Source organism: Escherichia sp. KTE114, from assembly GCF_000407765.1.
GTDB lineage: Bacteria > Pseudomonadota > Gammaproteobacteria > Enterobacterales > Enterobacteriaceae > Escherichia > Escherichia ruysiae.
In genome coordinates this window covers 69,530-91,497 of record NZ_KE136624.1, presented here as the reverse complement: position 1 = coordinate 91,497, position 21,968 = coordinate 69,530, and the positions used below count along the sequence as shown (strand labels likewise).

The window sequence follows — 21,968 nt, the reverse complement described above, 5'->3', positions numbered from 1 at the left end:
CTCCCAAACCAACGTTTTTAACTTCGTGAACAGAGCTATCTAATAGCATTTTCACTAACATAAACGGGATGCTTTTTATGCAAATTGGCTATATTCGCGTATCAACAAATGACCAGAATACAGATTTACAACGTAATGCTCTGAACTGTGCAGGATGTGAGCTGATTTTTGAGGATAAAATCAGCGGAACGAAGTCAGCCAGACCGGGATTGAAAAAACTGCTCAGAACCTTATCAGAAGGAGACACGCTGGTTGTCTGGAAGCTGGACAGGCTGGGTAGGAGCATGAAACATCTGATCACGCTTATTGAGGAACTACGGGAAAAAGGGGTTAATTTCCGTAGTCTGACGGACAGCATCGACACATCAACACCCATGGGGCGTTTCTTTTTTCATGTCATGGGTGCTTTAGCAGAAATGGAACGTGAATTAATTGTTGAGAGAACACTGGCCGGACTGGCAGCTGCACGCGAACAGGGACGCATTGGCGGACGTCGCCCGAAGTTGACAAAAGAACAACATGAGCAAATAGCGAGGTTGATCGAAAATGGCTACAGCAGGAAACAGTTGGCAATTATTTACGATATCGGTGTATCGACGATTTATCGTTATCATCCTGTAGAGAAGCGCCAAACTCAATCTGAGCTGTAATTCTAATGCCGCGTCGGTGTAATTTATCATGATAGAATAGGTACATTTATCGCGCGGCACATCAATTCGATGTATCTAGCGCCTGCTGACCGCTAATGAAAACTGTTCTCGAAATGTTGTCCCTAGTCCGAGACTAGGGTATCACCTCTGGAAAGCATACGCAGAACCTTTTTTAACCCAGGGTGCCCAGCCTTTTTGCTGCTCGCCTTATTCGCAAAAATTAGCTCACATCCTGCGCTTTCAAGTGCTTTTCACTGCATAGCTGTGTTTTGTTCATTTGTCTATATGCGTACATAGCCTATTAGCATATTTTCTGCCCACTATCGTTATTTATTGCAAGCTACAGGTTTTAATTAACAAAACCAGTGTGTGTGGAAATCACAAAGTGCATACCGTTCTCAAATGTTGTTCAACTTACTGTTGTATAGGTAAAAAATGACATTTTATGTACATATCGTGATGTTATCCCTTCTTGGTGGGGTGTATTCGTATTTGAGTGGGCTATGTGAAAACCGTTACGAGTCTTCATGCAAGAAATTGCTGGCCGAATGTATTTCCGCCGTACTTGCTGGCTTTATTGGCATGTATCTCGCGGAATATAAGGACATGAATGAAAGCCTTCAGAGCTGCATGGTTCTTATTTTCAGCGCCAATAGCAGGCTTATTATTGAAGGTTCCAAAAGTCGGTTGAATAGGTAAGTCTCTTATGCAACATAACCGGTTGAGAAGTTACTTTGCATACCATTACCTCCTGACAACGTAGGAGGGAACTTGTGCTTGACACACAGGAATTAGCTCCAGTTGCTATTGCGCTCCTGCTTTCAGTAATTGGTGGGATAGGCACGTTCCTGATGGATGTCCGAGACGGTCGCCAGTCTGGCAATTTGTTGGGATTGGTTACGGAGATCTTTGTTGCAGTGACAGCTGGCGCGGTGGCGTACCTATTGGGGCAACACGAGGGCTGGGAGTTATCAATTACGTACTTAATGGTAACGATAGCCAGCAATAACGGTCATGAGGTGATTTCAGGGATGAAACGAGTGAATATCGATAGCATTCTGAATGTTCTTACAAGTTTGGTGAAAAAGGGAGGCGGGAAATGATTGGCTGGGGTGTATGCGTTCTTGCGTTAGCCTTAGCCGATCGCTATTTGCTAAAACGCAAGGACATCACGCATTTAGAACTTGGTGATGTGGAAATTAAACCGGGTTTCATCCGGGTGCCGTTCAAATACCGGTCTAAATTCCCGTTTTTGCGCGGCGCAACGGTCAGATATTGGATCCGCGATGTTCAGAAGCCAACGACAGTGATTGAAGGCGAACAACGTTGTCTGACGTCGGCTGAACAGGGCGAAAACAGTGAATGGTTGTACATACCCACTGAATATATGGGTAAAGGAGAACGGCTGTGGCATTTCAACGTCATGGTTACGCATGGCGACTCGTTCATTAACCCGTTGTATCGGATTTTCCCTGTTGCTCAGCAAATCCGCAGAAGTTACGTAATAAATCTCGCACAGGATGTGTCAGATGACGAAAAATAAGTATGCAACGGTCGATTTTGACCAGGTTAATGAAAAGGGGCTGAAATCCCTTATCGCGGCGATCAATAAAACCGGTGTTACGGTAATTGAGGTTGACTCCAGCAACCGCGCAACAACGAAAGATGGCGTTAAAGTTAAAACCGCAAAGCTGGTTCTTAACGACGGACAAATTCTTGCCATACAGGTAAACGATACTGGCGATATATCGTCTGTGAGGCTGAATGGAAAAGCTATTCCTAACGCTCAGTCGCCGGATATCAAGACGCTTGGTACCGTCATGGGGCAAGCGGCCCGCAAAAACTCCGCAAAATTCCAGAAATCACTGATCGCCAAAGCGAAACGTGTTGCCAATCCGGTAGACAAGAAACCGGCAGTAAAATCCAACTTTCAGCGCCTGCAAGAGGCAAAACAGCGGAATGCTCAGGTGGTTGCCGCTTATAAATCAGCGCAGAACTCGGTGTCTTTCAATCAACAGCAGATCACTGATTTGCGGGCGAAGCTGGATAAGGAGACAGGCCGACTCAATAACGAAAAGGCCCGAAATGGCGAACTCAAACGCCGTCTTAAGCAACTGAAAGCAGGAAATTAACATGGAACAGTTCAATATCAATAAAGGGGTGACGATCAAGCCTGGGCTTGACGTGCTTCCCCCGCCAGTGACTGATGATGAATATCGCGCATTAATGGCCGGTGAGGACCGCTATCTGATGACGGAATCCAACACCCTGGAGGAAATCGAGGCTACGTTCTTCTATGACACGCCGATCCACTGGTGTGCTACGGATTTACTGGAGGCGATTAGTTCTACTCGTTTGCAGTTACACCGGACCATGCAGGCATTTGTCCGGGCATTGAACCAGAAGCTGAATGGTACCGGAATCTCTGCGGGGAGTGATAAAACGGGGGATGTGGCCCAGAGCGGCGCGCGCGCGATCGGCGGTGCTGAAATTGGCCGGGCACGTAACGTTAACGGGCTGCCGGTCCTGCCAGCCATTATTCCGCTCAGTGATGGTCAGACTATCAGCATTCTGTTTCATAGCCCGACAGCGGAAAACCGGATCACCAATAGCGATACGCTGGTTGCTTTCCAGTTCTTACTGAATAAAAAAGACGTTACTCACACCGTTGCTCCGATGAGTGGACGTGATATGACGCTGGCGCAGGTCACCATGAAACTTGCCAACCTTGCAGAGAAAAACTCGGCAAAATTTCAGCGTGCGCAGAAGAAGAAAAAAGCCCTTGTTGATGAAATAACCCAACTACAGGCTGACAGTGACCAGAAAGAGGATGCCATGAGCGACCTCGTGGATCAGGTGGCAGCGGTAGAAGGGCAGAAGGTAGATCTGGAGCAGAAAATTAACGCTGTTGCATCGGAAGCGGATTCTCTTTATGAAGAGAATGAGCGTTTGCAGACGGAGATTGATCAGCTCAATCGCACTGGTGGGCGCGATACCATTGCTCCTGCGGGGATGACTGGTGGACACTCTCGCGCGATGACGGATCGCCTTGCCAGTATCAAAAATCGTATGCATATGAACGGGGAAGTGACGCTCAGTAATGGTGCATCAATGAAGCAATTCATTGAGGACGGCGAAGGGTATATCCAGTTAACCGATTCGGATGGCAGCGTGTACATGATCAAGGCTAAATCCATACAGGGTGTGGACATGGCAGATGCGATCGGCAAGCTGTTTAAAGCCTATAAAGCGGGTAATGTATCGGAATACCTGGTCCAACCAGAAGAACATAAACCGGAAAACGTCGAACCTGAACCAGCGGAGGATACCGGTAGCTCTTCGCCTGAACCAGAAGTCTCTGTAGGTGCATATCGATATGCCCTGCAAATGCGTCCGGCGGCCCCTGGCGCAATACCTGAAGGTAACAAAGCAATTCTGCCGCGCCCTGATGAAGGTGACCCGTATTATGAATATGCACGCTACGGCATTGCTACTTACGATACCCCGCTTTCTGATCAGCAAATGAGTGAGTACGACCTGAAGTTATTGCCTCGCGAGGATTCTTTCGACTTCCTGGCGAAGACACTTACTAATGGTCCGTTTGGCAAATATGCACAAAAAGCTCTGGAGCTGGCCACCAGCTCACCAGACGAGTTCCGCGTAATGCTGAAAACTCAGTTTCAAAAAACTTTCCCCAATATTGCGTTTCCGGGGGGCGCTGGCACCGAGAAAATGGTGCAGAGCATGATCAATGCATTGCAGGCCGAAGTCGGTGAGATTACTCAGCCAGAACCTGCCCCGGCACAGCCTGATGAAACGGTTAGCGAAGCAGATGCAGAGGCTAATAAAGCCATTGAATATCTCAATAACGTGATGGATATGCAAAGCACTGACATGGCGGAGATCCGTAACGCCCGGGGTAATGTCCGGGAAGCGATTGCAGCCCTTCAGGCTGCCGGGCGTTTTGAGGAAAACGAAGAGCTGGTTAATGGCGCTGCTCGCCACTTGGCTGATCTGCTGGTAGCAATCCAGAAAGCGGGGGTAGCGGCATGACACTATCAGCTATTGAGTTAATGGATCTCAGCGATAAGTTGGATGCTTTGATGTCCAAAGCGGCTACCGCGAGTGGCATGGAGTTGCTGGATATCAGCGATGAAATTGACCAGATCATGCAACAGATGGGGTACGGTGTGTCCGGCGGCAGTAGTGGCGAGGAAAAACAACCTTCGGTACATGATGGTGTGCCAAAACTGGTTGCTGATTTCCTGGCTGATAAATTCGTCGATCAGAGCACCGATGCATTTATCGGTACCTTGCAGGATTTGAGTCAATATGTTGGCACATACATCGACCTGGACCAGGTTAAACAGCACACGGCGGCATGGATAGCCGCCAACATTAAAGAGGCAGCATAAGGCGTAACAGGGATGAGCTTAAGCGATCAGGTGGTAATGGCCACCAGCATAGAAACGCTGATCGAGCTGCTAAAGAACCTGCCCGGTTATGGGCGGGTTTCGTATGTGGTGACAGCGAAGGGAGACGAGGTAAAAACAGCGTTTGATATCGTCGATGCCTCAGCTCTTTTGGTATCCAATACTCTGGATGGGAAAATTAATCCTGACTATCCCCAGGAACTTCAGCCGCGCGACCGGACCCGCGCATCCAGCCTTCTTCAGGTTAACCAGATATCCAAAGATTTGCGGCCTGCTCAGCTTACTGATTCCGGTTTATCCAGCCATGGTGCGCCGATAATTGGTGAGGACAATGCCGTTGAGTCAGGTAATGGACGGACCATGGGGATCATCAAAGCCTATCAGGACGGCAATGCGGATCGGTATCGTGAGTACCTGATTGATCATGCGACCGAATTCGGCATACGACCTGAAAAGGTTGAATCAATGACGGCTCCGGTACTGGTGCGCCGCCGGTTAACCAAGGTTGACCGCGTTCAGTTTGCCAAGGACTCAAATATTTCTGATCTTCAGGAAATGGCAGCCAGTGAAAAGGCTTTTGTTGATGCCGACAGCATAACACCGGCGATGATGGCGCTTTTTAACCCGTCAGAAAGCGGAGATCTGCTTAGCCGCAGTAATGACGCGTTTATTCGCGGATTTATGACGCAAGTTGGTGCCACACAGGCGGCTGGCCTTGTAACTGAAGATGGGCGACCAACACGGCAACTTGTAGACCGTATACAAAACGCGATCTTTGCCAAGGCATATAAGGATGCGCGCCTGGTAAGGATGGTTGCAGAAGAACCTGATCCGGACATGCGTAATGTTCTGACGGCGCTTAATGCGGCAGCCAATGATTTTGTCCAGATGCAGGCTTTATCAGGAGAAGCGCACAAGCAGGCTGTGACAACTATTGTTGATGGCATTGAGACAGCGGATAGCCTCGATAAAAAGGCGCTGGCGGCATTGAAAGATGCGGTAGACCTGGTAAGGCAATCGAAGGAGTCAGGCCAGCATATTACCGATGTTATTGCTCAGGGGGATATGTTCAGCGAAACGGCCCCGGAAGTGAAAGCACTCGCGTTGTTCATCGTCGCGAATAACCGTAGCGCGAAGCGTATGGCCTCCGCCTTTAAGTTGATGGCTCAACGTATCAATGATGAGTTACAGCACCAGGGCCAGGCGCTGGGGGATATGTTTGGCGGTGGTGATGTGTCGTTACAGGATATCCTTCGCCAGGTGTCTCAGGAACTGGAAAACGAAGGCATGCAAGGGATATCCGGCGGTCTTTTCGAGTCCGTTTCCGGCGGTAGTTACAATGATGTTGCTCCATATACCAGTTTGCTATTACATCGGGCATCCGGCATCAAAGACATTATTCATCTGATCAGGCTGCTTTCCCGTACAGATCCCCAGGATGAACAGCTTGTACAAGTGCTTGCGCATTTTGTTCGAATGCCTGTTGCCGACGTGAAAAAATGGTGCCGATTATTCGGTATCAGCAATTCGTTACTTCGCGGCTTGTTAAATCACGCATCCTCCCTTGGGCGCGATGGCTTTGACGAGATAGCGCAGGCGATAAAAAACGGAGATATGCCACCAGCTATTGACTGGTTTTCCATTCGCCCAACCAGGGTGAAAGCATTCCTTAGCGCGGCGCATTCGGCATCACCATTGGCAGAAATGGTTCAGAGGTTGTCGCTCATATTCACAGACCATACCGCGTTGGGTGACCTGACTCTGGACGAGATGAAAGAAGCCTCCATTCAGTGGGCCGATCAACAAAATGAGGTTAACTCTGACTTCTTGCCAGCATTCAGGAAGGCCGTTAGTAAAGCTGATGATGCCCGTGGAATTCTGAAGGCATTTAAGGCATTGCAAAGTCGGGTTAATAAACATGTCGGTGATATCGATGGAGTAACGGCGGAAGGCAGGGATATCCTTAAAGAGCACGGCATAACGCCAGAGTTTATTGATGAGATCAGGACGGATATGCAGCGTGAGGTCGTATCGTCCCTGCAAATTGTAGCCAGGGCGTTGGCGGATGCTAATCCGAAGAGTGCGGCCATTGTTAACCGGGTTATTGGTGATATTGAAGCATCGGAGGGCATGGGGGCGCTGAAACTCTTCCTTTCGCGAGCGTTTAATCCTAACGGCAATATTCTCCCTGGCATTATTGGTGAGGCTAAAAAGTATGTCAGTGAAGAAGAACTTGAGCAGCTTGACCAACTACTTAAGCGATTCTCATATAACCCGCAGACACGCTGGCAAATGAATCAGCGAAGAATGGGTTCGGTCCACGAGAAAGTGTTATCTGCCATGAATAGTGCGATAGCCAACTCATCCGTATCTGAAGAAAAAGTTCTTGAGTGGGCCGACTCTTTTATCACGGAAGAAGTGGAAGAAGCCCGCGCTGGACAGAGTGGTGGGATAGACCTGCGCAAGGAACTTGCTGATATTTATCGCCTGACCGGCGGGAAAATATCGACCTTATCAAAGGTGGTTCACCACCAGGGAAGGGCATATGCAAATCTTAATGGTGTTGTTGCTGTCAATTTGAACGATGAAAATGCAAGTGCACTGTGGCACGAGCTGGGTCATCATCTTGAGTACAGTAACCCTGGTTTGTTAGAGAAAGCCCGGTCATTCCTGAAGGCCAATGTTGAAGGGGATAAGCCATCTTTCGTTAATATCGGTGGGCGTGGCAAGCCTGAATGGTGCTTCAGATCTCGATTGAGTAATATTTATATGGCGAAGGTATACCCGCCAGCCTCAGTAAGTAACACCGGGAAAATTCGGCAGAAATCACCGACTATTTCCAAAACGTCAGCAACGGAAGTATTCTCTATGGCTCTTCAGTTGTATCATGACAAAGAGGCCGCTGCCGCATCACTGATGAATGGTGACGGATTGCTGGAACTGTTATTAGGTGTGGCAAAGGAGCTAAATAATGCAGATTAAAATCGCAGCGCCATTAGGCGGAGATGCCATTATCGAATTTGATGATAATGAAGAAGTTTCCGGGCGTTTAAGCATTATCTCCGGTGACATTACCGAGGACATGATCGCTGAAGCCATAGCTGGGGCAAATCCCAATAGCTATATGGGATTCGTTAACACCCTTGATGCTCCCGCAAGTGATGTTCTCCGAACGCTGCATCTTTACGCTGGCTGGTTTGTTGATTGGCCAGCAGTAGATGGTGGCGATGAGGACGACGACGATGATTTTGGTGATCATGCAGACCAGATCGTATATTGAAGAAATCCCGCCAATCGGCGGGATTTGTTGTTTATGCCAGGCGGGCTATGCGTATCTTACAATCATCTAGGTGGATGCGTAGCGCTTCTAAACATGGAGTAAAGTTAGCTGAGAATTTGTCGGACTCACAGGCCAATGCATAAAATTTTTCAGCCAATTCAAGAGATTCATCCCATATTTTTCGACTTACAAAGTCTGGTAGTGCTGTTTTTCTAAGCTCATTAGATATTGCTCCCCCAGAGCGTGGAGCAAAACCCATAGGTAACATGTCATAGGCTGGAGCAATATGATATGGGCGTCCGTGGCTACTAATAAACGATAGGTTACCATTATGCATATCGGTATTGCCTATTAGCAAACCAAAAGACCATAGCCTTGTTGCTATAATAATCGCATCAGGATGGACGCACTTATTTTTTACCAACTCTTTAACCAGCAAGGGCCATGTTGCTCTTGCATTCCCAACAAATTCTGCATCAAGTGCACGAAGTGAGAATACACCTACCCGACCTAGTTGACCAACACGATCAAATCGGGGAATTTCCAAGAATCTCTGACCGTTATAATCAAAAACTTCTGTTTCTACCCCCAGAACTTTTAATGCGAGATGTTCAGCAAACAAGAGATCTCTCCAACGCTCACTTATAGGGGTGTCGTTAGGCGCAGAGAATTTCACTAATACATGTCCACGCTCTGTGAAAGTACAAAATTTGGGTTGTTCACCTCCAGCAGATGAACCGGGCACATCACCTTCACCAGCAGCTAAAGCTAATACAGGATATTCACTTTCACGATTAACAGGAACAGGAGGCTGCATCTCTAAAAAATGCGTGCGTGCTTGCTCTCCAATTAACAAATTACCAACAACATCATGCCCATGCTTAAGTAAGGCTTTGATCACGTCAGTATCTGACCATTGCTCTGGATTTGAGGGAAGGTTAAGTTCAAGAGCATATGCTGATGCATATGCTCTTCCAAGGAAGCCTTGTGGACGCATATCAAATAACCACCAAGGTAACCCATCGCTATGCCTGTTATTTTTCCCTTCCTCAACCATAACATAGCCTTCTGGCCTCACCGGAATGAGAGTACCAAGAACGCAAATACACCCCTCTTCAGTTATACGATAAATGGGGACTGATTCGAATCCTCTAAAAGAGTCTCGTAAAGCATATTGAATAGATCTTCCATTTCCGATCCTAACGATTTCATCACCAAGATCTCTTAATGCTCTAGATATCGTTGGTTGGCTAACACCTAGTCTTTCAACCAATTGTCTTGGTGTCATAGGACCTTGATTGAGCAAATTACGGATTGTTGTTGCATGTATAGCCATAGTTTTAATTACTATTGTGAATAGATTAATGAATAGATTCATGAATGCGTACAATAGCAAGCAAAACGGGAGGTGTCACTAATTTAGGTAAGTTAAAAAGACTTCTTTAAAAGATGATGACTAGGCGCTTTAACTGCTAGCTGACATAACAATTGGCCATTTGACGTGGAGTACCCCGCCAACTAACGGGGTTTTTATTAGTCACTTTCTGTTTCTTCTGGAATGTTTTCTTGCGGTTCTGTTAATGCAGCACGACACAGGTTCCGGGCATTGGCTATAGCCACACTTTTGACTTCATCCGTCATCGTGCAGGTAATGTACTGATCGAGTTCTTCAGCACGGATGATGCTTTTGCCAATCAGAAACTGTATTTGCCAGAGCAGATCAGCATCCATAATCAGAATTTCTGCCGGGCCTTCAGGACCAGCCGGGAAGGAAACATAAGACTGTTTGCCCAGGCCGATAACTCGACAACTTGCTTCAAGAATTGCGCGATTGAGGTCTGACTTTATAACGGAAACAGGTTGATTTTCACCTGCGATTACGCCGTTGACATGGATGTGGAATGGCATGTAGCTTGAAATTCGCTCTACTTTCCATACGCCAGCAAGCGATCCTTCATGCAGCACAATGGGGGTAACCGCGAGTTTCATCTCACCATATAACTGCTGGCAGATAGCTGGATTGCTGAATACATCCAAAGGTTCACACTCAAACAGCGGCGCAATCTGTATGAGGTCCATCATGGTCATACCAGGGGTACGAGCAGTAATGAATCTGCACATGCCAGTATCCATTGTGCGCCAGATAGCTACACCATGCTTTTTGCTCACTTCTTCAGTAAAGCCAAGGTGGCACATGATGGTTTTTTCGATAGCCAGATCAGAGATCGAAACCTTTTCGCCAGGTACACCATCATTATTGATGGTCACTTCTACACTCTGGCCATTACGCAGGCGGTATTGAATGGTTTTAGTATTTTGTGCTGTCATAGTCTTTTCTCTGCTTAAAAACTGATGTATTGCGCCTTCAGGTTGGTTAGGAATGTTTTCCCACCAGCGAAAGCAATATCTCGGGGTGTTCTATTCGTTAAAAGCGCGTGCCATTGCCAACTTTGGCGTTTGTTTGCGAGTTCGTGCTTTTGTCGGCGTCTTGACCACCGCTTTTCTTTCAGTCGTTTTTTACTCATAAACTCTAAAACGGAATATCGTCGTCAAAGTCCATTGGAGGTTCGTTATTGGCGTTGCTCTGAGGTTTACCGCCACCACTGTATTGCTGGTGGTTTTGAGGTTGGTTCGATTGCCCCCAGCCATTTGAGGACTGTGAATCGTCACGGCGAGCGCCGATCATTTGCATGGTGCCGCCCTGGTTGACGATAATTTCCGTCGTGTAACGTTCTACACCGGCGTCATCTGTCCACTTACGGGTTTTAAGTTTCCCTTCGATGTAGACCTGAGAACCTTTTCGTAAATACTCACTCGCAATTTCAGCAAGTTTCCCGAACAAAACAACTCTATGCCATTCTGTTTGCTCTTTCTGTTGGCCCGTTTGCTTGTCGCGCCATGATTCATTTGTTGCGATGCTTAGTCTTCCGACCGCTCCGCCATTTGGTATATATCTGATCTCCGGGTCTTGCCCCAGGGTACCAATCAGGATGACTTTGTTTACACCGCGTTGTGCCACTTATCTTACCTAATAAAATAAAATGATTAGAGCAATAATGTATATCTTTGAAACGTAGCTAACAAGTGATTTGCATTATCCTGTGCCTTCTAAAGGGATCGAGTCAGTCGGTATTGGCTGTGAATGGGTGTTTGTCCTGGAGCGTAAAAATTCGCTTATGAGGTCTTTATGAAGGGAAAAACAGCCGCAGGAGGCGGTGCAATTTGCGCTATCGCGGTGATGATTACCATCGTAATGGGTAATGGCAATGTGCGAACCAACCAGGCGGGGCTTGAGCTGATTGGTAACGCTGAAGGTTGCCGACGTGATCCATACATGTGCCCGGCGGGGGTATGGACTGACGGGATCGGTAATACACACGGGGTAACGCCGGGTGTGCGAAAAACCGACCAGCAAATCGCCGCTGATTGGGAAAAGAATATCCTGATCGCTGAACGCTGTATTAATCAGCACTTCCGGGGCAAAGACATGCCCGATAATGCCTTTAGTGCAATGACAAGCGCGGCATTCAATATGGGATGCAATAGCTTACGGACCTACTACAGCAAAGCGCGAGGCATGCGAGTCGAAACGTCCATCCACAAGTGGGCGCAGAAAGGGGAATGGGTGAATATGTGTAACCATCTCCCTGATTTTGTGAACAGTAACGGCGTGCCCCTGCGAGGTTTAAAGATTCGCCGTGAAAAAGAACGCCAGCTTTGCCTGACGGGACTGGTCAATGAATAAACTCCGGCAGCTCCGCAGACTTTCGACAATGAAGTTATCGCTGGCAGCGATAGTTTTCGACTCGATTTTCATGGCGGTATATGTGCTTAATGAAACGTGGCCACTGGAACCGCTATTGTATGCCGGGCTTCGGCTGTGCCTGACATTTTTGAGCATGGCCGCGAGATTGATGCAGCAGAAAGAAACCGCTTCAGATTGTCCACGCCGCGCGGTGCGCAAATATATGGCACGCAGGCGAAGTCGATAATAGTTAACGAGAACCCCGGCACTCGCCGGGGTTATTTTTGGTGGTTATTTAAACGGATTGATTGAATTATTAAACGAGATGATGCTTGTCTCACGCGGTGCCTGGACGTTAGACGCTTGCGGAACCTCCTTAATTTTCTTGGTGACAGGCAAGTTGCGTGCGCCAACTTTGATCAGAGATTCGAAAAGTGTGGCAACGATTTTTGCATCACCAGGTTCTTTGAGGCGGAATGCGTCTTTTTGGGCGGCGGAGACGAAGATCGGGAGGTTATCCAGTTCGTCTTGCATTGCTGCCAGCACATCGTCGCGGATACCCGCTGTTTCCTCCAGCAAAGCGATTCGCGCTTCAGCATCTGCGATCTTGGCCATTGCTTCGAGGTGGCGGCCCTGGCTTTCGAGTAGTGCGGTTTCCAGTTCTGCCGTACGCTCTGTCGCCTCCACCATCATTTCCAGTTCAGCCATTTTGCCGTAATGGGATATAACTGCCTGCACTGACTCGTCGGAGTACCCATGCGCCGCCAGGGACTCTGCCAGTAGAGATTTAGAATCCGCGCTTTCAAACATTCCGGCGCTGGCAGGATGATCCAGACTGATATAGTTCGGCGTTGTCACATAATCCACACCATGGAAGCTGGTGGTTACAGCGATTTTCCCGGACTCACGCCCGCCAGTGGCCCAGCTCCAGCCACCAGCTCGGCTTTCGATCATCGCGGCGACAATTTTACCCGGCTCTGTGTTAAGAATTTCCTGTGTGTGGGTAACGATGCCGTTGTCGTCAACAGATATAGCCACTGTTCGGCACGCTGGAACATTGTCGATTACGACCGGGCGACCTTCCACCATGATCACGCTGGTTTCTGGTACTTCCAGTTTGCCGGTCAGCTGTCGGCGACCGTGACCGTAATAGCCGAAAAGCTCACCAAGGCGTAAACCTTCCTGAGTTTCCTTGCTTTCAAGCATGGTCTTTACCGCGCTTAATACATACTGTCGCCCGTTCTGGCGACCTTTTCGAGCATTACTATAGAGACAAAAGCGGTCAGTGACCGTTTTCAAAACATCAGTCATTATCGTTTCCCTCTTTAAAGACCGATTCAAGGATTTGCGCCAGTTCCTGTGGCGGTGTTTTGATGATGGAATCCATCAGGTGATCGTCGTCCTCGCTTTTAGCTTTCAGTTCGTTCACCAGTGCTTCAGAGATTTTTTCGTCAATCTCCAGTACATCGCTGAACAGGTAACGTTTGAATGCATCGGAATTAGCGAGGACGCTGTTATTGCTGACGGCATCGAGGATTTGCGTAACGATGGTGGCGTAGTTCGCCTGCGAGTCGCGGTTATCGTTGTGCTCTTGTTGCAGAGCGGTATTAACGGAGTGGAATTCGATTTTGTACGGGCGATCACCTTCCGGGTATACCTTGCCGTACTTGAAAGCAAGATGAATATCGATAGCCCGCTGAATGAACTCTTCTACGCCCTGCTGGATCCATGAGGCGCGCATGGCGGCCTGAATTGCCGTGCGCAGGAATCCACCTTCACCAAGCCCGCCGGACATTTGATCTGCCCACCCCAGGAGGGTGTAATCGAGGCCAAGTGCTGCCGCCAGCTGGCGCATATAGGTGAGAATGTCTTCAATGCCGTTGATGTCAGCCTGGATGGTCTGAGTATCAATAGTCATCTGTCCCTTGCCGTCGCCCATAATAGGCAGCAGGGTATTGGTCACCGTAGGCATGTTATTCGCGCCGCGTGCGCGCTTTTCCATCAGGTCAGCTGCTCGTTTAAGCGTCTGAGTAATGGTGCGTGAATAATCGGCTGCTTTTACCGGATCCAGACTATTCATCGCCAGACCGATGATTCGGTCAATTTTCGACGCATTAAAACGCGTTGCCTTCAGCGAGCGGATCGCCGAACGCAGGTTCATGTACGGCTCGTAGGCGTATTCGAGCAAGCTGGTCCCGTAATTCTGGGTTTCAATCGGCGTGCGCTCTTCCGGATTATCCAGCAGGCTGAAAGCCTTATGGCCAGTGTGCACAGGCATAAGGTTTGACTTAGGCCGCCAGTAGGGGATTTTCATAGGGATAATGGCCCACGGATCGGCGAAAACCATTTTCCCTGACGCGTCCTTCAGATAATCGCCGCTAAATCCCGCCAGGTTGCCGCTGACCTCGAACTCTTTGATGAAGCCCGGAAGGGTGTAATAGGAGCACTCAAAAGACGTGATCCCTATGCCTTCTTTGGCGTATGGCCTGACATAAGCCACCCCAAATACAGACATGATAAATGCCCACCCGGCGACCTCTTTGTTGATGGTTCGCCCGATGTCGTTCATCAGCTCGTCACACAACCCCTGCGCGGCGTCATAGTCACTATCGTTTCCGTTGTGTACCGGCACGATAGAGAAGGTTTGTCCGGTCTTCTTATCGAAAGAGAGCGCGTGCGTAATATGGATGTTCAGCGCGGTGGCGATCGTGCTGTAAACCGCCATCTCTTCGAGTAGCGGATAGCGTTGCAAGCGGTCTTCCGGCAGTTGAACTTCATCAAAGATAAAGCGACTTCCGTCCACCAGCCCATCGCCAGCCATGCCACTATCGCCCGGTTTGCCGCCTAAGAAGCCGGACAGTTGTACCGGTGCCCCTGCGCGAGAAAACAAATACCCACTTCCGCCGTGCACAGCCAGCGCGGACAGGAGGATGTTGTCCCGTTCTCCGTTGTCTTTAAAAACCCCCGCCAGCGCCTTCCTGACCGAGGATAGCGTGATTTTATTGTCTGCCAAGATTGCACCTTAATTAGAATAATTCGCATCGTGTTTGAACGGAAATTTAACACTAGTCACTTGTTAAGGATTACCAATGAACAAGCTATCTATGGGGGTATTTCGCTGTTCAAGTGTCAGCGAAATATTGAAATACATTAGGGCAATAACATCTCACCGGGCGCCGATTAAATACGGCGTGGAAAAGGTGGAAGGCAAAAGCTATGACCGACTGCGCCGTGAGGCGAATCAGAAGGCGATAGATTTGCTTAATTCGCTGGTGGACGGCGCGACACTGACAGATGAACAGCGCCAGATCCTGGCTGGGTACACCGGTGAAGGCGGCATTGGCGGGTCCGTCTCCGAATATTACACACCAAAGCCGATCGCTGAAGGTGTCTGGGAGATCATGAAGCTCTACGGCGCGGACGTAGGTAACACTCTGGAACCATCGGCGGGCACCGGCGTTTTTAATGAGACAAAACCGGTTGGTACGGTGATGACCGCGACTGAGATCAGCAGTGTTTCCGGTCGTATAAACCAGCTGTTACATCCGGAAGACAGCGTACAGATTTCCCCGTTCGAACAACTGGCTGTAAGCACGCCTAACGATTCATTTGACCATGTTGTGGGTAACGTTCCGTTCGGTGGTCGTGATAACACACGCAACATCGATAAGCCTTACGCAGAAGAAACGGACATGGGTTCTTACTTCATGCTCCGCATGCTGGACAAGATAAAGCCAGGCGGATTCATGTGCGTGATTGTGCCGCCGTCCATTGTTTCAGGTTCAAACATGAAGCGGTTACGCCTGCGCCTATCACGGAAAGCTGAATTTCTTGGTGCCCACCGCTTGCCTACCGGTACTTTTGACGCAAACGGGACCAGTACGGTCGTTGACGTGGTGCTGATGCGCAAACATCCGGCGGAGATGGCTGAGAAAATCCCCCTGGTGGATGAAGGCACTCTTGAATCGGCAAATGTGCTTTGGCCAACGTTTATTTCTGGCAAGTGGTTTGAAAAGGACGGCCGCCGGTTTGTTCATGGCACTCAGGAGAAGGGATTCCAGGGGCGTATTGAGGTTCGTGCCGACGGGCAGATTGATAACCAGGCTCTTAAAGCGAAGCTGATTCATCGTTTCGAAAGTCGTATCGACTGGTCTTTGCTCGATATGGCTGAACCGTCACCGACCGCAGATGTTGTTGATGAAGGGGAAATGCGCCTGATTAATGGCGTATGGCAAAAATATGCTGGTGGTCGCTGGATTGAAGCTGATGCCGGGAAGGAGCTGAAGATTGAGGTTGCCAGTTATGGCGCGGATAGCTGGGAGGCTCTTCAGCGTAACCTGACTACAACAGAAGGCCGTCTCGGTATGACATTTACCCAGATGGCAAATGTCCGCGATAAGTACACCACATCAATCAGCGACGATATGGTGCAGCTGGTGGACTGGATTAACAGCCAGCCTGAAAAATACCGTGAACGCTTGTATCGTGGGGCGATGATTGGCCGGATGTTAATTGAATATCAGGACATGAAGGCCGCCGGGCATAGTGCTGAACAAATCGAACAGCAGCGCCTTTCTCTGGTATCCCGTTTGCAGGCAGAGATTGACCGTTTTGGTAACCCCGGTCGCGGTCCGATAGCGAAATTATCGGGGAGCGGTGCGCGCGCCTGGTTTGCTTTCCGTGGTGCAATTAAGCTGGATGGCACTATTTCTGACGAGCTGACAGGAAAACTGGTTACGCATGATTCCAGCGCCAGTTATGACTCCACCAGCTATCAGGACACCCTGCGTTATCTCTACAGTGATCTCACTCGCGATCCAATCCAGCTCGATGATTTCCGCCTTGCGTTTACCGGCGAACTGCCAGCCAGTGATGACGAGTTGCTTAATTTATTGGCCAGCACCCCTGGCATTGCGGTTTCACCGTATGGCGGGATTGTTCCGTTCGCCCGCGCCACCAGCGGCGACATTAACGAGATAGTGGCTCCAAAACAGGAATTCCTCGCCACGCTCCCCGACGGTCCAGTAAAGAACAACGTCCTTAATCAGCTGGCAGCGATCGAAGAGAAGCGCATCAAGACGCCAGCAGAGAATATCCGGTTTAAGCTCAATAGCCGTTGGTTCGACCGTTCCGTGATTCTGGAATTTTTGCAGGAAAACGGCTATCCGGATCTGCGCTATGTGCAGTCAGTGCAGCTGGAAGGCGACGAAATGGTTTCTGACACCTATCACGGTGGTGATGGTCTGTTCGTCGGGCACCGATACGGTGTCGTCCAGCGCAAGGATAAAGAAACAGGCGAGATCCGCTACGAGTGGGACCGTAAATCAGGTGAAAACGCGACCGGGTTCCCGGCACAGCTGGAAAAGTATCTCAATGGTGCGCGTATCGGTGGCAAAGATAGCGCGACGGCGAACGGCTACCGCGAGCAGATGGCACTGCTTGAGGACCAGTTCAATAAGTGGATCAATACGCACGATCGCTACGATGAGCTGGTTGCCAAATACAACGATGTGTTCAATAGCAATATCCCGTATGAACACTCTGGCGATCCGCTTGGGTTGAAGGGATTAAGCGGTAAGCGCCAGCCATTTGATTACCAGAATAGCGAGGTGCGCCGACTGTCCGAAGATGGGCGCGGCATCCTGGGCTTCGGCACCGGGCTGGGTAAAACCACGACCGCGCTGGCGCTTGAGGCGTTCAACTATGAGAACGGTCGCTCCACCCGTACTGCGTATGTAGTGCCTAAATCAGTGCTGGAAAACTGGTATTACGAAGCAAAAGAATTCCTGAGTGAAGAGGCATTCAGTAACTACCTGTTCGTCGGTCTTGATGTGCTGATGGATGGCGATCAGATTCGCCAGGTGCCGGTGCTCGATGAGAACGGTAAACCTGTTCTTGGTACTGATGGCACTCCAGTTATGCGCGATGCCCTAAAACTGGCAGATGAAGCCACTATCACGGCGCGGATGAACGCGATCCCGCACTCAAATTACCGTGCAGTCGTGTTTACCAAAGAACAATACGCCCGCATTCCGCTACGTGATGACACCGTAGATGAGCATGCACAGGATATGCTTTATGACTTCGTTGCCGCCGGGCGCGTAGCCAGCGCAATGGACTCCGACTCCCACCGCAAAGAGGCCGCGCGTCGCCGGGTATTGTCGGAGTATTCAGATACCGGCACCGAAAAAGCAGAGAAGTATCCGTACTTTGAGGATATGGGCTTCGATAGTGTGATCGCTGACGAAGGTCACAACTACCGCAATAGCTATAAAAATGGTCGCGAAGCGTCACAACTGGCCTATCTGCCCACCAGCGCGGTGGCGCAATCGGCGCGGGATATGGCAATTAAAAACGCGTACCTGATGAAAAAGAATGGTGGGCGCGGACCGGTTCTCCTGACTGCAACGCCAGTCGTTAACACCCCGATCGATGCATACAACATGCTTTCTCATGTGCTGCCGAAGGAATACTGGCAGAACATGGGGATCTACGGTCCTGATGACTTCGTTAAATTCTTCGGCAAGACCAGGCTGGAAACGGTACAGAAAATTAGCGGTGAAGTTGAAGAAAAAATGGCGCTGGTGGGCTTTGAAAACCTTGATGCGCTGCGCGGTATATTCCATCGCTGGGTAACGCTTAAAACGGCGGAAGACGTTAAGGATACCGTGGAGATCCCGGAGCTGGACGAACACCAGCAGGATGCACCACTTACTGAAGAACAACTGGCGGCGTATGAAGAATTGCGTCAGCAGGCGGAAGCGGCGGCCAAAGCCAACAATGGCGTAACGACCTCGGTCAATGAAGACGGCGTGATTGAGCACGAGAAAGCCCGTCCGATCTTCTCAATAATCAGGGATATGGACCGCGTATGTACTGACATGGACCTGTACTATCGCCGGATCACCTATCGTTTCCTGCCGGAGTACGCCGATGCGGTGCAGCAGCTGGCGGACAGTTTGCCTAAACAAGCCACCAGCGAAGACGACGACAGTGATGATTCAATCACGCAGCAATCGCAATACTCCCTGATAGATAAGGGCGAGTTTATTCAGTTGCAGGTTCCGGAAGCGTTCGAGCAGGAAGTGAATAAGCGCCTGGCCAGGTTTGGCATTGACGAACAGACCGTAACTCACCCCGTTACGCCCAAATACGCGAAGCTGATTGCCACGCTGAAGGAGTTTTTCCCGGAAGGTAAGCAAATCATCTTCACCGATGAAAAAACGCAACACCAGAAGCTCAAGCGCATTATCTGCAATGCTCTTAACCTTGAACCTTCAAAGGTGGGGATCCTGAATGCTCAGACGGTTGCCGAGGCAGGTAAAACCGGTAAGAAACTGAAAGCGGTTAAACCGCCGAAAGAGCTACCGGATGAACCAACAGATGCACAGATAGCGAAATACAACGAGCAAATGGCTCTGTATGACGCCTATATCGCGCAGCAAAATGAAATGTCGTTGGGCGGTCTGGAAAAGATTGCAGCCGACTTCCAGGAGGGCCGGACTCCGATCATCATCTGCAACAAAAAGGCAGAGGTGGGTATCAACCTGCATCGAGGAACGACGGATATCCACCACCTGACGTTGCCGTGGACACCAGCCAGTATCGCACAACGTAACGGTCGCGGTGCACGAGTTGGCTCCAACCGTGCAAGCGTTCGCGTTCACTACTACTGCGGCAAGGGGTCTTTCGATGAATACCGACTGAAGACGCTGAAGCGTAAAGCAGGCTGGATCTCCGATATCCTCCGTTCAGATAAGTCAGAAATGGAGAACGCCGACGCCAATGACATGATCGAAATGCAGATGTATACCGCTAAGGATGATGGCGAACGTCTGGCAATGATGCAGGTTCAAATGGATAAGGCGAAAGCCGCGCAACGCGCTCGCCAGAAAGAACAGGCTACTATCGACCTTCAGAACTACATCAAGGCGCAGCACGCAGCTGGCGAGGATGTGGAGGTACTTACCGCTGAATTAGAGCGAAGCAAAGCGGAACTTGAAAAGACCACCGCCGAGGTAGCTAAATTCAAACAGGCGGTAATGGCCAAAGCAGCTGATAACGCAGACTGGAAGGCCCGCTGGGGTAGCGTCCATCACACAGACCGTACGTTGTTAGCACAGTATCGCGCGTCGTTGAAAAGCGCCATTCAACGCAAGGCTAATATCTCTCAAGCCATCTCCCGCTATGAGAAATTATTGAACCGTACTCAGAAGGCCGCGACGGATATCAAACGCCTGCGCCCACTGGTGGAGGATGCAATAAATAAAGGCATTCTGGATGTTGATCCTGATCTGGTTAACCATGCGAATGAGTTCCTTGTTATCGGCGATCGCTCATGGCGTGTAGGCCAATACTACGATTGTGCCGGTGATATCGTTCGTATTAAGTCGCTGGACTTCGACAGCCAGCGCGCAGACGTGGAGATCATCTTTACCTTCAAAGGCACAAAATCTGGTAACTGGGATGTGAAGACGCTGGATAAACAGGTGGATGTAACTCCCGATGAAGATGCTGTTATGCAGAAAATCAGTGGTGGCGTCTCCATCGCCGGGATTAACGACATCATTTCCTGTGACGATTTCTACCGTTTCCAGCAGCGCGGCATGATCAAAATCACTGACTCATACGGCGTTCAGACTACAGAGTCAGGCTATAGCATTGATTTTGTTGGTACCTATACGGACCCACTGAAGCATGCGGTTTACCCGGATCGCCGTGACGGCGCGCTGAAGTCGTCAATTGCAAAATGGGTGCTTGGTATGATGTCGGAAGGGAATAACCGCCAGGTCCGTTTGGCAGAAGTATTCCTGACTGAACTGTTTGGCTCCAATTATGGCGATGTAATCGCGTCATACGGAGATACGCTATCTCCTGAAGCAATTCAGGAGAAAATAGCGGATGCGATCGCCAGAATGCCGGAGAAAACAAGCCAGGGGGCTACTCGTAACGGTGATTCTGAACTTGAGGTCACCAATGCCATTTTCGGTACCCATGAGTTCCGGGCGTCAGATTATGAGATCACCACAGCACAGTTTGGCACCATTGGCATTTACAGCAATAAAGACGAGATCAAGCAGGCAATGGACGCAGCAAGCGCGCGCATCGCAGCAGAACGGGAAGCCAATCTGAATCATGCAGTCGCCGCGCTGACTCAATCGTGGGTAACAGCAATCAGGGAGGCCGCCACCACAGGGAAAATCACACCTGCAATTGCGGATGTCGTAAACGACGGCTCTAAATTTATGGATGCCTATAAAATGGATTCGGTGCAGTTGCCATCAGCCTATGGCCAACTCAGCTATCGCATGACCTACAACCTGGTATCAATGTTTTCCGACCTTGCCATCCTTGGGCTGGTGGATCTTAACGAGGTTACGCCGGAATTGCTCAGCATGCGCAAGAATCATGTGGAGATATTGCAGAGAATTAACACGGTTCTTGCCGGGCGCACCGATGAAGAGAAACAGGCCGACGCTGATCGGATAAACCTGGCCCTTGGCAACATCACGGAGGAAGAAATTGCCGCCAGAAACGAGAAACAAGAAGAGTTATCATCAATACAGGGTGATGCCACCAGCATAGCTCAGTCTCTTGGTCTGAATTATCGCGTATCCACCGCCGACCTGAAGATGATGTACGCACCAAAATTCGCCGCTGGCGAGGTATTTGGGCTTCAGGAAGCCTCAGGCATGAAAGGAGTTCTTTTCCGTGCGAAAGACGCAATCAAGGCGAAATTCGGCGCTCGCTGGCTGCCAGCGAAGGCGAAGAACAGCGATTTCCCGGGTAACTGGTGGATTATCGAGACAAAACACAACGTGGCGGACGTTCTGGCCGTCATCCAACAATACGCATAACAG

At 49.6% G+C, this 21,968-nt stretch carries 16 protein-coding genes; 11 read left to right on the top strand and 5 right to left on the bottom strand.

Features of this window, described 5'->3' with window-relative positions; genetic code table 11:
- Positions 1-77: 77 nt before the first annotated feature.
- The 9 genes from WC5_RS20400 (at position 78) to WC5_RS20435 (ending at position 8,363) form a co-directional block, all read left to right on the top strand.
- Positions 78-650, top strand: coding sequence for a recombinase family protein (locus tag WC5_RS20400; protein ID WP_001165547.1), 573 nt, complete (start codon positions 78-80; stop codon positions 648-650).
- 435 nt (positions 651-1,085) lie between these two features.
- The gene (locus WC5_RS23305; RefSeq protein WP_000145199.1) at positions 1,086-1,349 is read left to right on the top strand and encodes a phage holin family protein; all 264 of its coding nucleotides are present in this window, start codon (positions 1,086-1,088) and stop codon (positions 1,347-1,349) included.
- Between the two features lie 74 nt (positions 1,350-1,423).
- A complete protein-coding gene (locus WC5_RS20405) occupies positions 1,424-1,753 on the top strand; it encodes a phage holin family protein (protein ID WP_000887652.1) in 330 nt (109 codons plus the stop codon).
- Complete coding sequence (locus tag WC5_RS20410) at positions 1,750-2,193, top strand: hypothetical protein (RefSeq protein ID WP_016231396.1); 444 nt, start codon at positions 1,750-1,752, stop codon at positions 2,191-2,193. Before WC5_RS20405 ends, WC5_RS20410 begins: the two co-directional genes overlap by 4 nt.
- Positions 2,180-2,782, top strand: a complete 603-nt coding sequence (locus tag WC5_RS20415) for a defense against restriction DarA-related protein (protein WP_001345482.1) — start codon at positions 2,180-2,182, stop codon at positions 2,780-2,782. Before WC5_RS20410 ends, WC5_RS20415 begins: the two co-directional genes overlap by 14 nt.
- A 1-nt stretch (position 2,783) precedes the next feature.
- A complete protein-coding gene (gene darA, locus WC5_RS20420; protein WP_000434689.1) occupies positions 2,784-4,703 on the top strand; it encodes an antirestriction phage head protein DarA in 1,920 nt (639 codons plus the stop codon).
- The gene (locus WC5_RS20425; RefSeq protein WP_000175491.1) at positions 4,700-5,065 is read left to right on the top strand and encodes a hypothetical protein; all 366 of its coding nucleotides are present in this window, start codon (positions 4,700-4,702) and stop codon (positions 5,063-5,065) included. The genes darA and WC5_RS20425 overlap by 4 nt, the downstream gene beginning before the upstream one ends.
- A gap of 12 nt (positions 5,066-5,077) precedes the next feature.
- Positions 5,078-8,065, top strand: a complete 2,988-nt coding sequence (locus WC5_RS20430) for a hypothetical protein (protein WP_016231395.1) — start codon at positions 5,078-5,080, stop codon at positions 8,063-8,065.
- Complete coding sequence (locus tag WC5_RS20435; RefSeq protein ID WP_016231394.1) at positions 8,055-8,363, top strand: hypothetical protein; 309 nt, start codon at positions 8,055-8,057, stop codon at positions 8,361-8,363. Before WC5_RS20430 ends, WC5_RS20435 begins: the two co-directional genes overlap by 11 nt.
- Positions 8,364-8,394: 31 nt before the next feature.
- On the opposite strand, the gene yjjJ is transcribed toward WC5_RS20435, so the two are convergent.
- The 3 genes from yjjJ to WC5_RS20450 form a co-directional block, all read right to left on the bottom strand.
- Positions 8,395-9,741: a type II toxin-antitoxin system HipA family toxin YjjJ gene (gene yjjJ, locus WC5_RS20440; RefSeq protein ID WP_306790999.1), complete on the bottom strand. Its 1,347-nt coding sequence runs from the start codon at positions 9,739-9,741 to the stop codon at positions 8,395-8,397.
- A gap of 155 nt (positions 9,742-9,896) precedes the next feature.
- Positions 9,897-10,691: a hypothetical protein gene (locus WC5_RS20445; protein ID WP_016231392.1), complete on the bottom strand. Its 795-nt coding sequence runs from the start codon at positions 10,689-10,691 to the stop codon at positions 9,897-9,899.
- Between the two features lie 202 nt (positions 10,692-10,893).
- Positions 10,894-11,382: a single-stranded DNA-binding protein gene (locus WC5_RS20450; RefSeq protein WP_016231391.1), complete on the bottom strand. Its 489-nt coding sequence runs from the start codon at positions 11,380-11,382 to the stop codon at positions 10,894-10,896.
- Between the two features lie 168 nt (positions 11,383-11,550).
- On the opposite strand from WC5_RS20450, the gene WC5_RS20455 reads away from it, so the two are divergent.
- Positions 11,551-12,108: a lysozyme gene (locus WC5_RS20455; RefSeq protein WP_001345478.1), complete on the top strand. Its 558-nt coding sequence runs from the start codon at positions 11,551-11,553 to the stop codon at positions 12,106-12,108.
- 291 nt (positions 12,109-12,399) lie between these two features.
- On the opposite strand, the gene WC5_RS20460 is transcribed toward WC5_RS20455, so the two are convergent.
- On the bottom strand, positions 12,400-13,419 hold the full coding sequence (locus WC5_RS20460) for a nucleoside triphosphate pyrophosphohydrolase family protein (protein ID WP_001569355.1): 1,020 nt from the start codon (positions 13,417-13,419) through the stop codon (positions 12,400-12,402).
- A complete protein-coding gene (locus WC5_RS20465; RefSeq protein WP_016231390.1) occupies positions 13,412-15,121 on the bottom strand; it encodes a hypothetical protein in 1,710 nt (569 codons plus the stop codon). Before WC5_RS20465 ends, WC5_RS20460 begins: the two co-directional genes overlap by 8 nt.
- 76 nt (positions 15,122-15,197) lie before the next feature.
- Between WC5_RS20465 and WC5_RS20470 the strand changes: the two genes are divergently transcribed.
- Positions 15,198-21,965, top strand: coding sequence for an N-6 DNA methylase (locus tag WC5_RS20470; protein WP_016231389.1), 6,768 nt, complete (start codon positions 15,198-15,200; stop codon positions 21,963-21,965).
- The last annotated feature ends 3 nt before the right edge of the window (positions 21,966-21,968 follow it).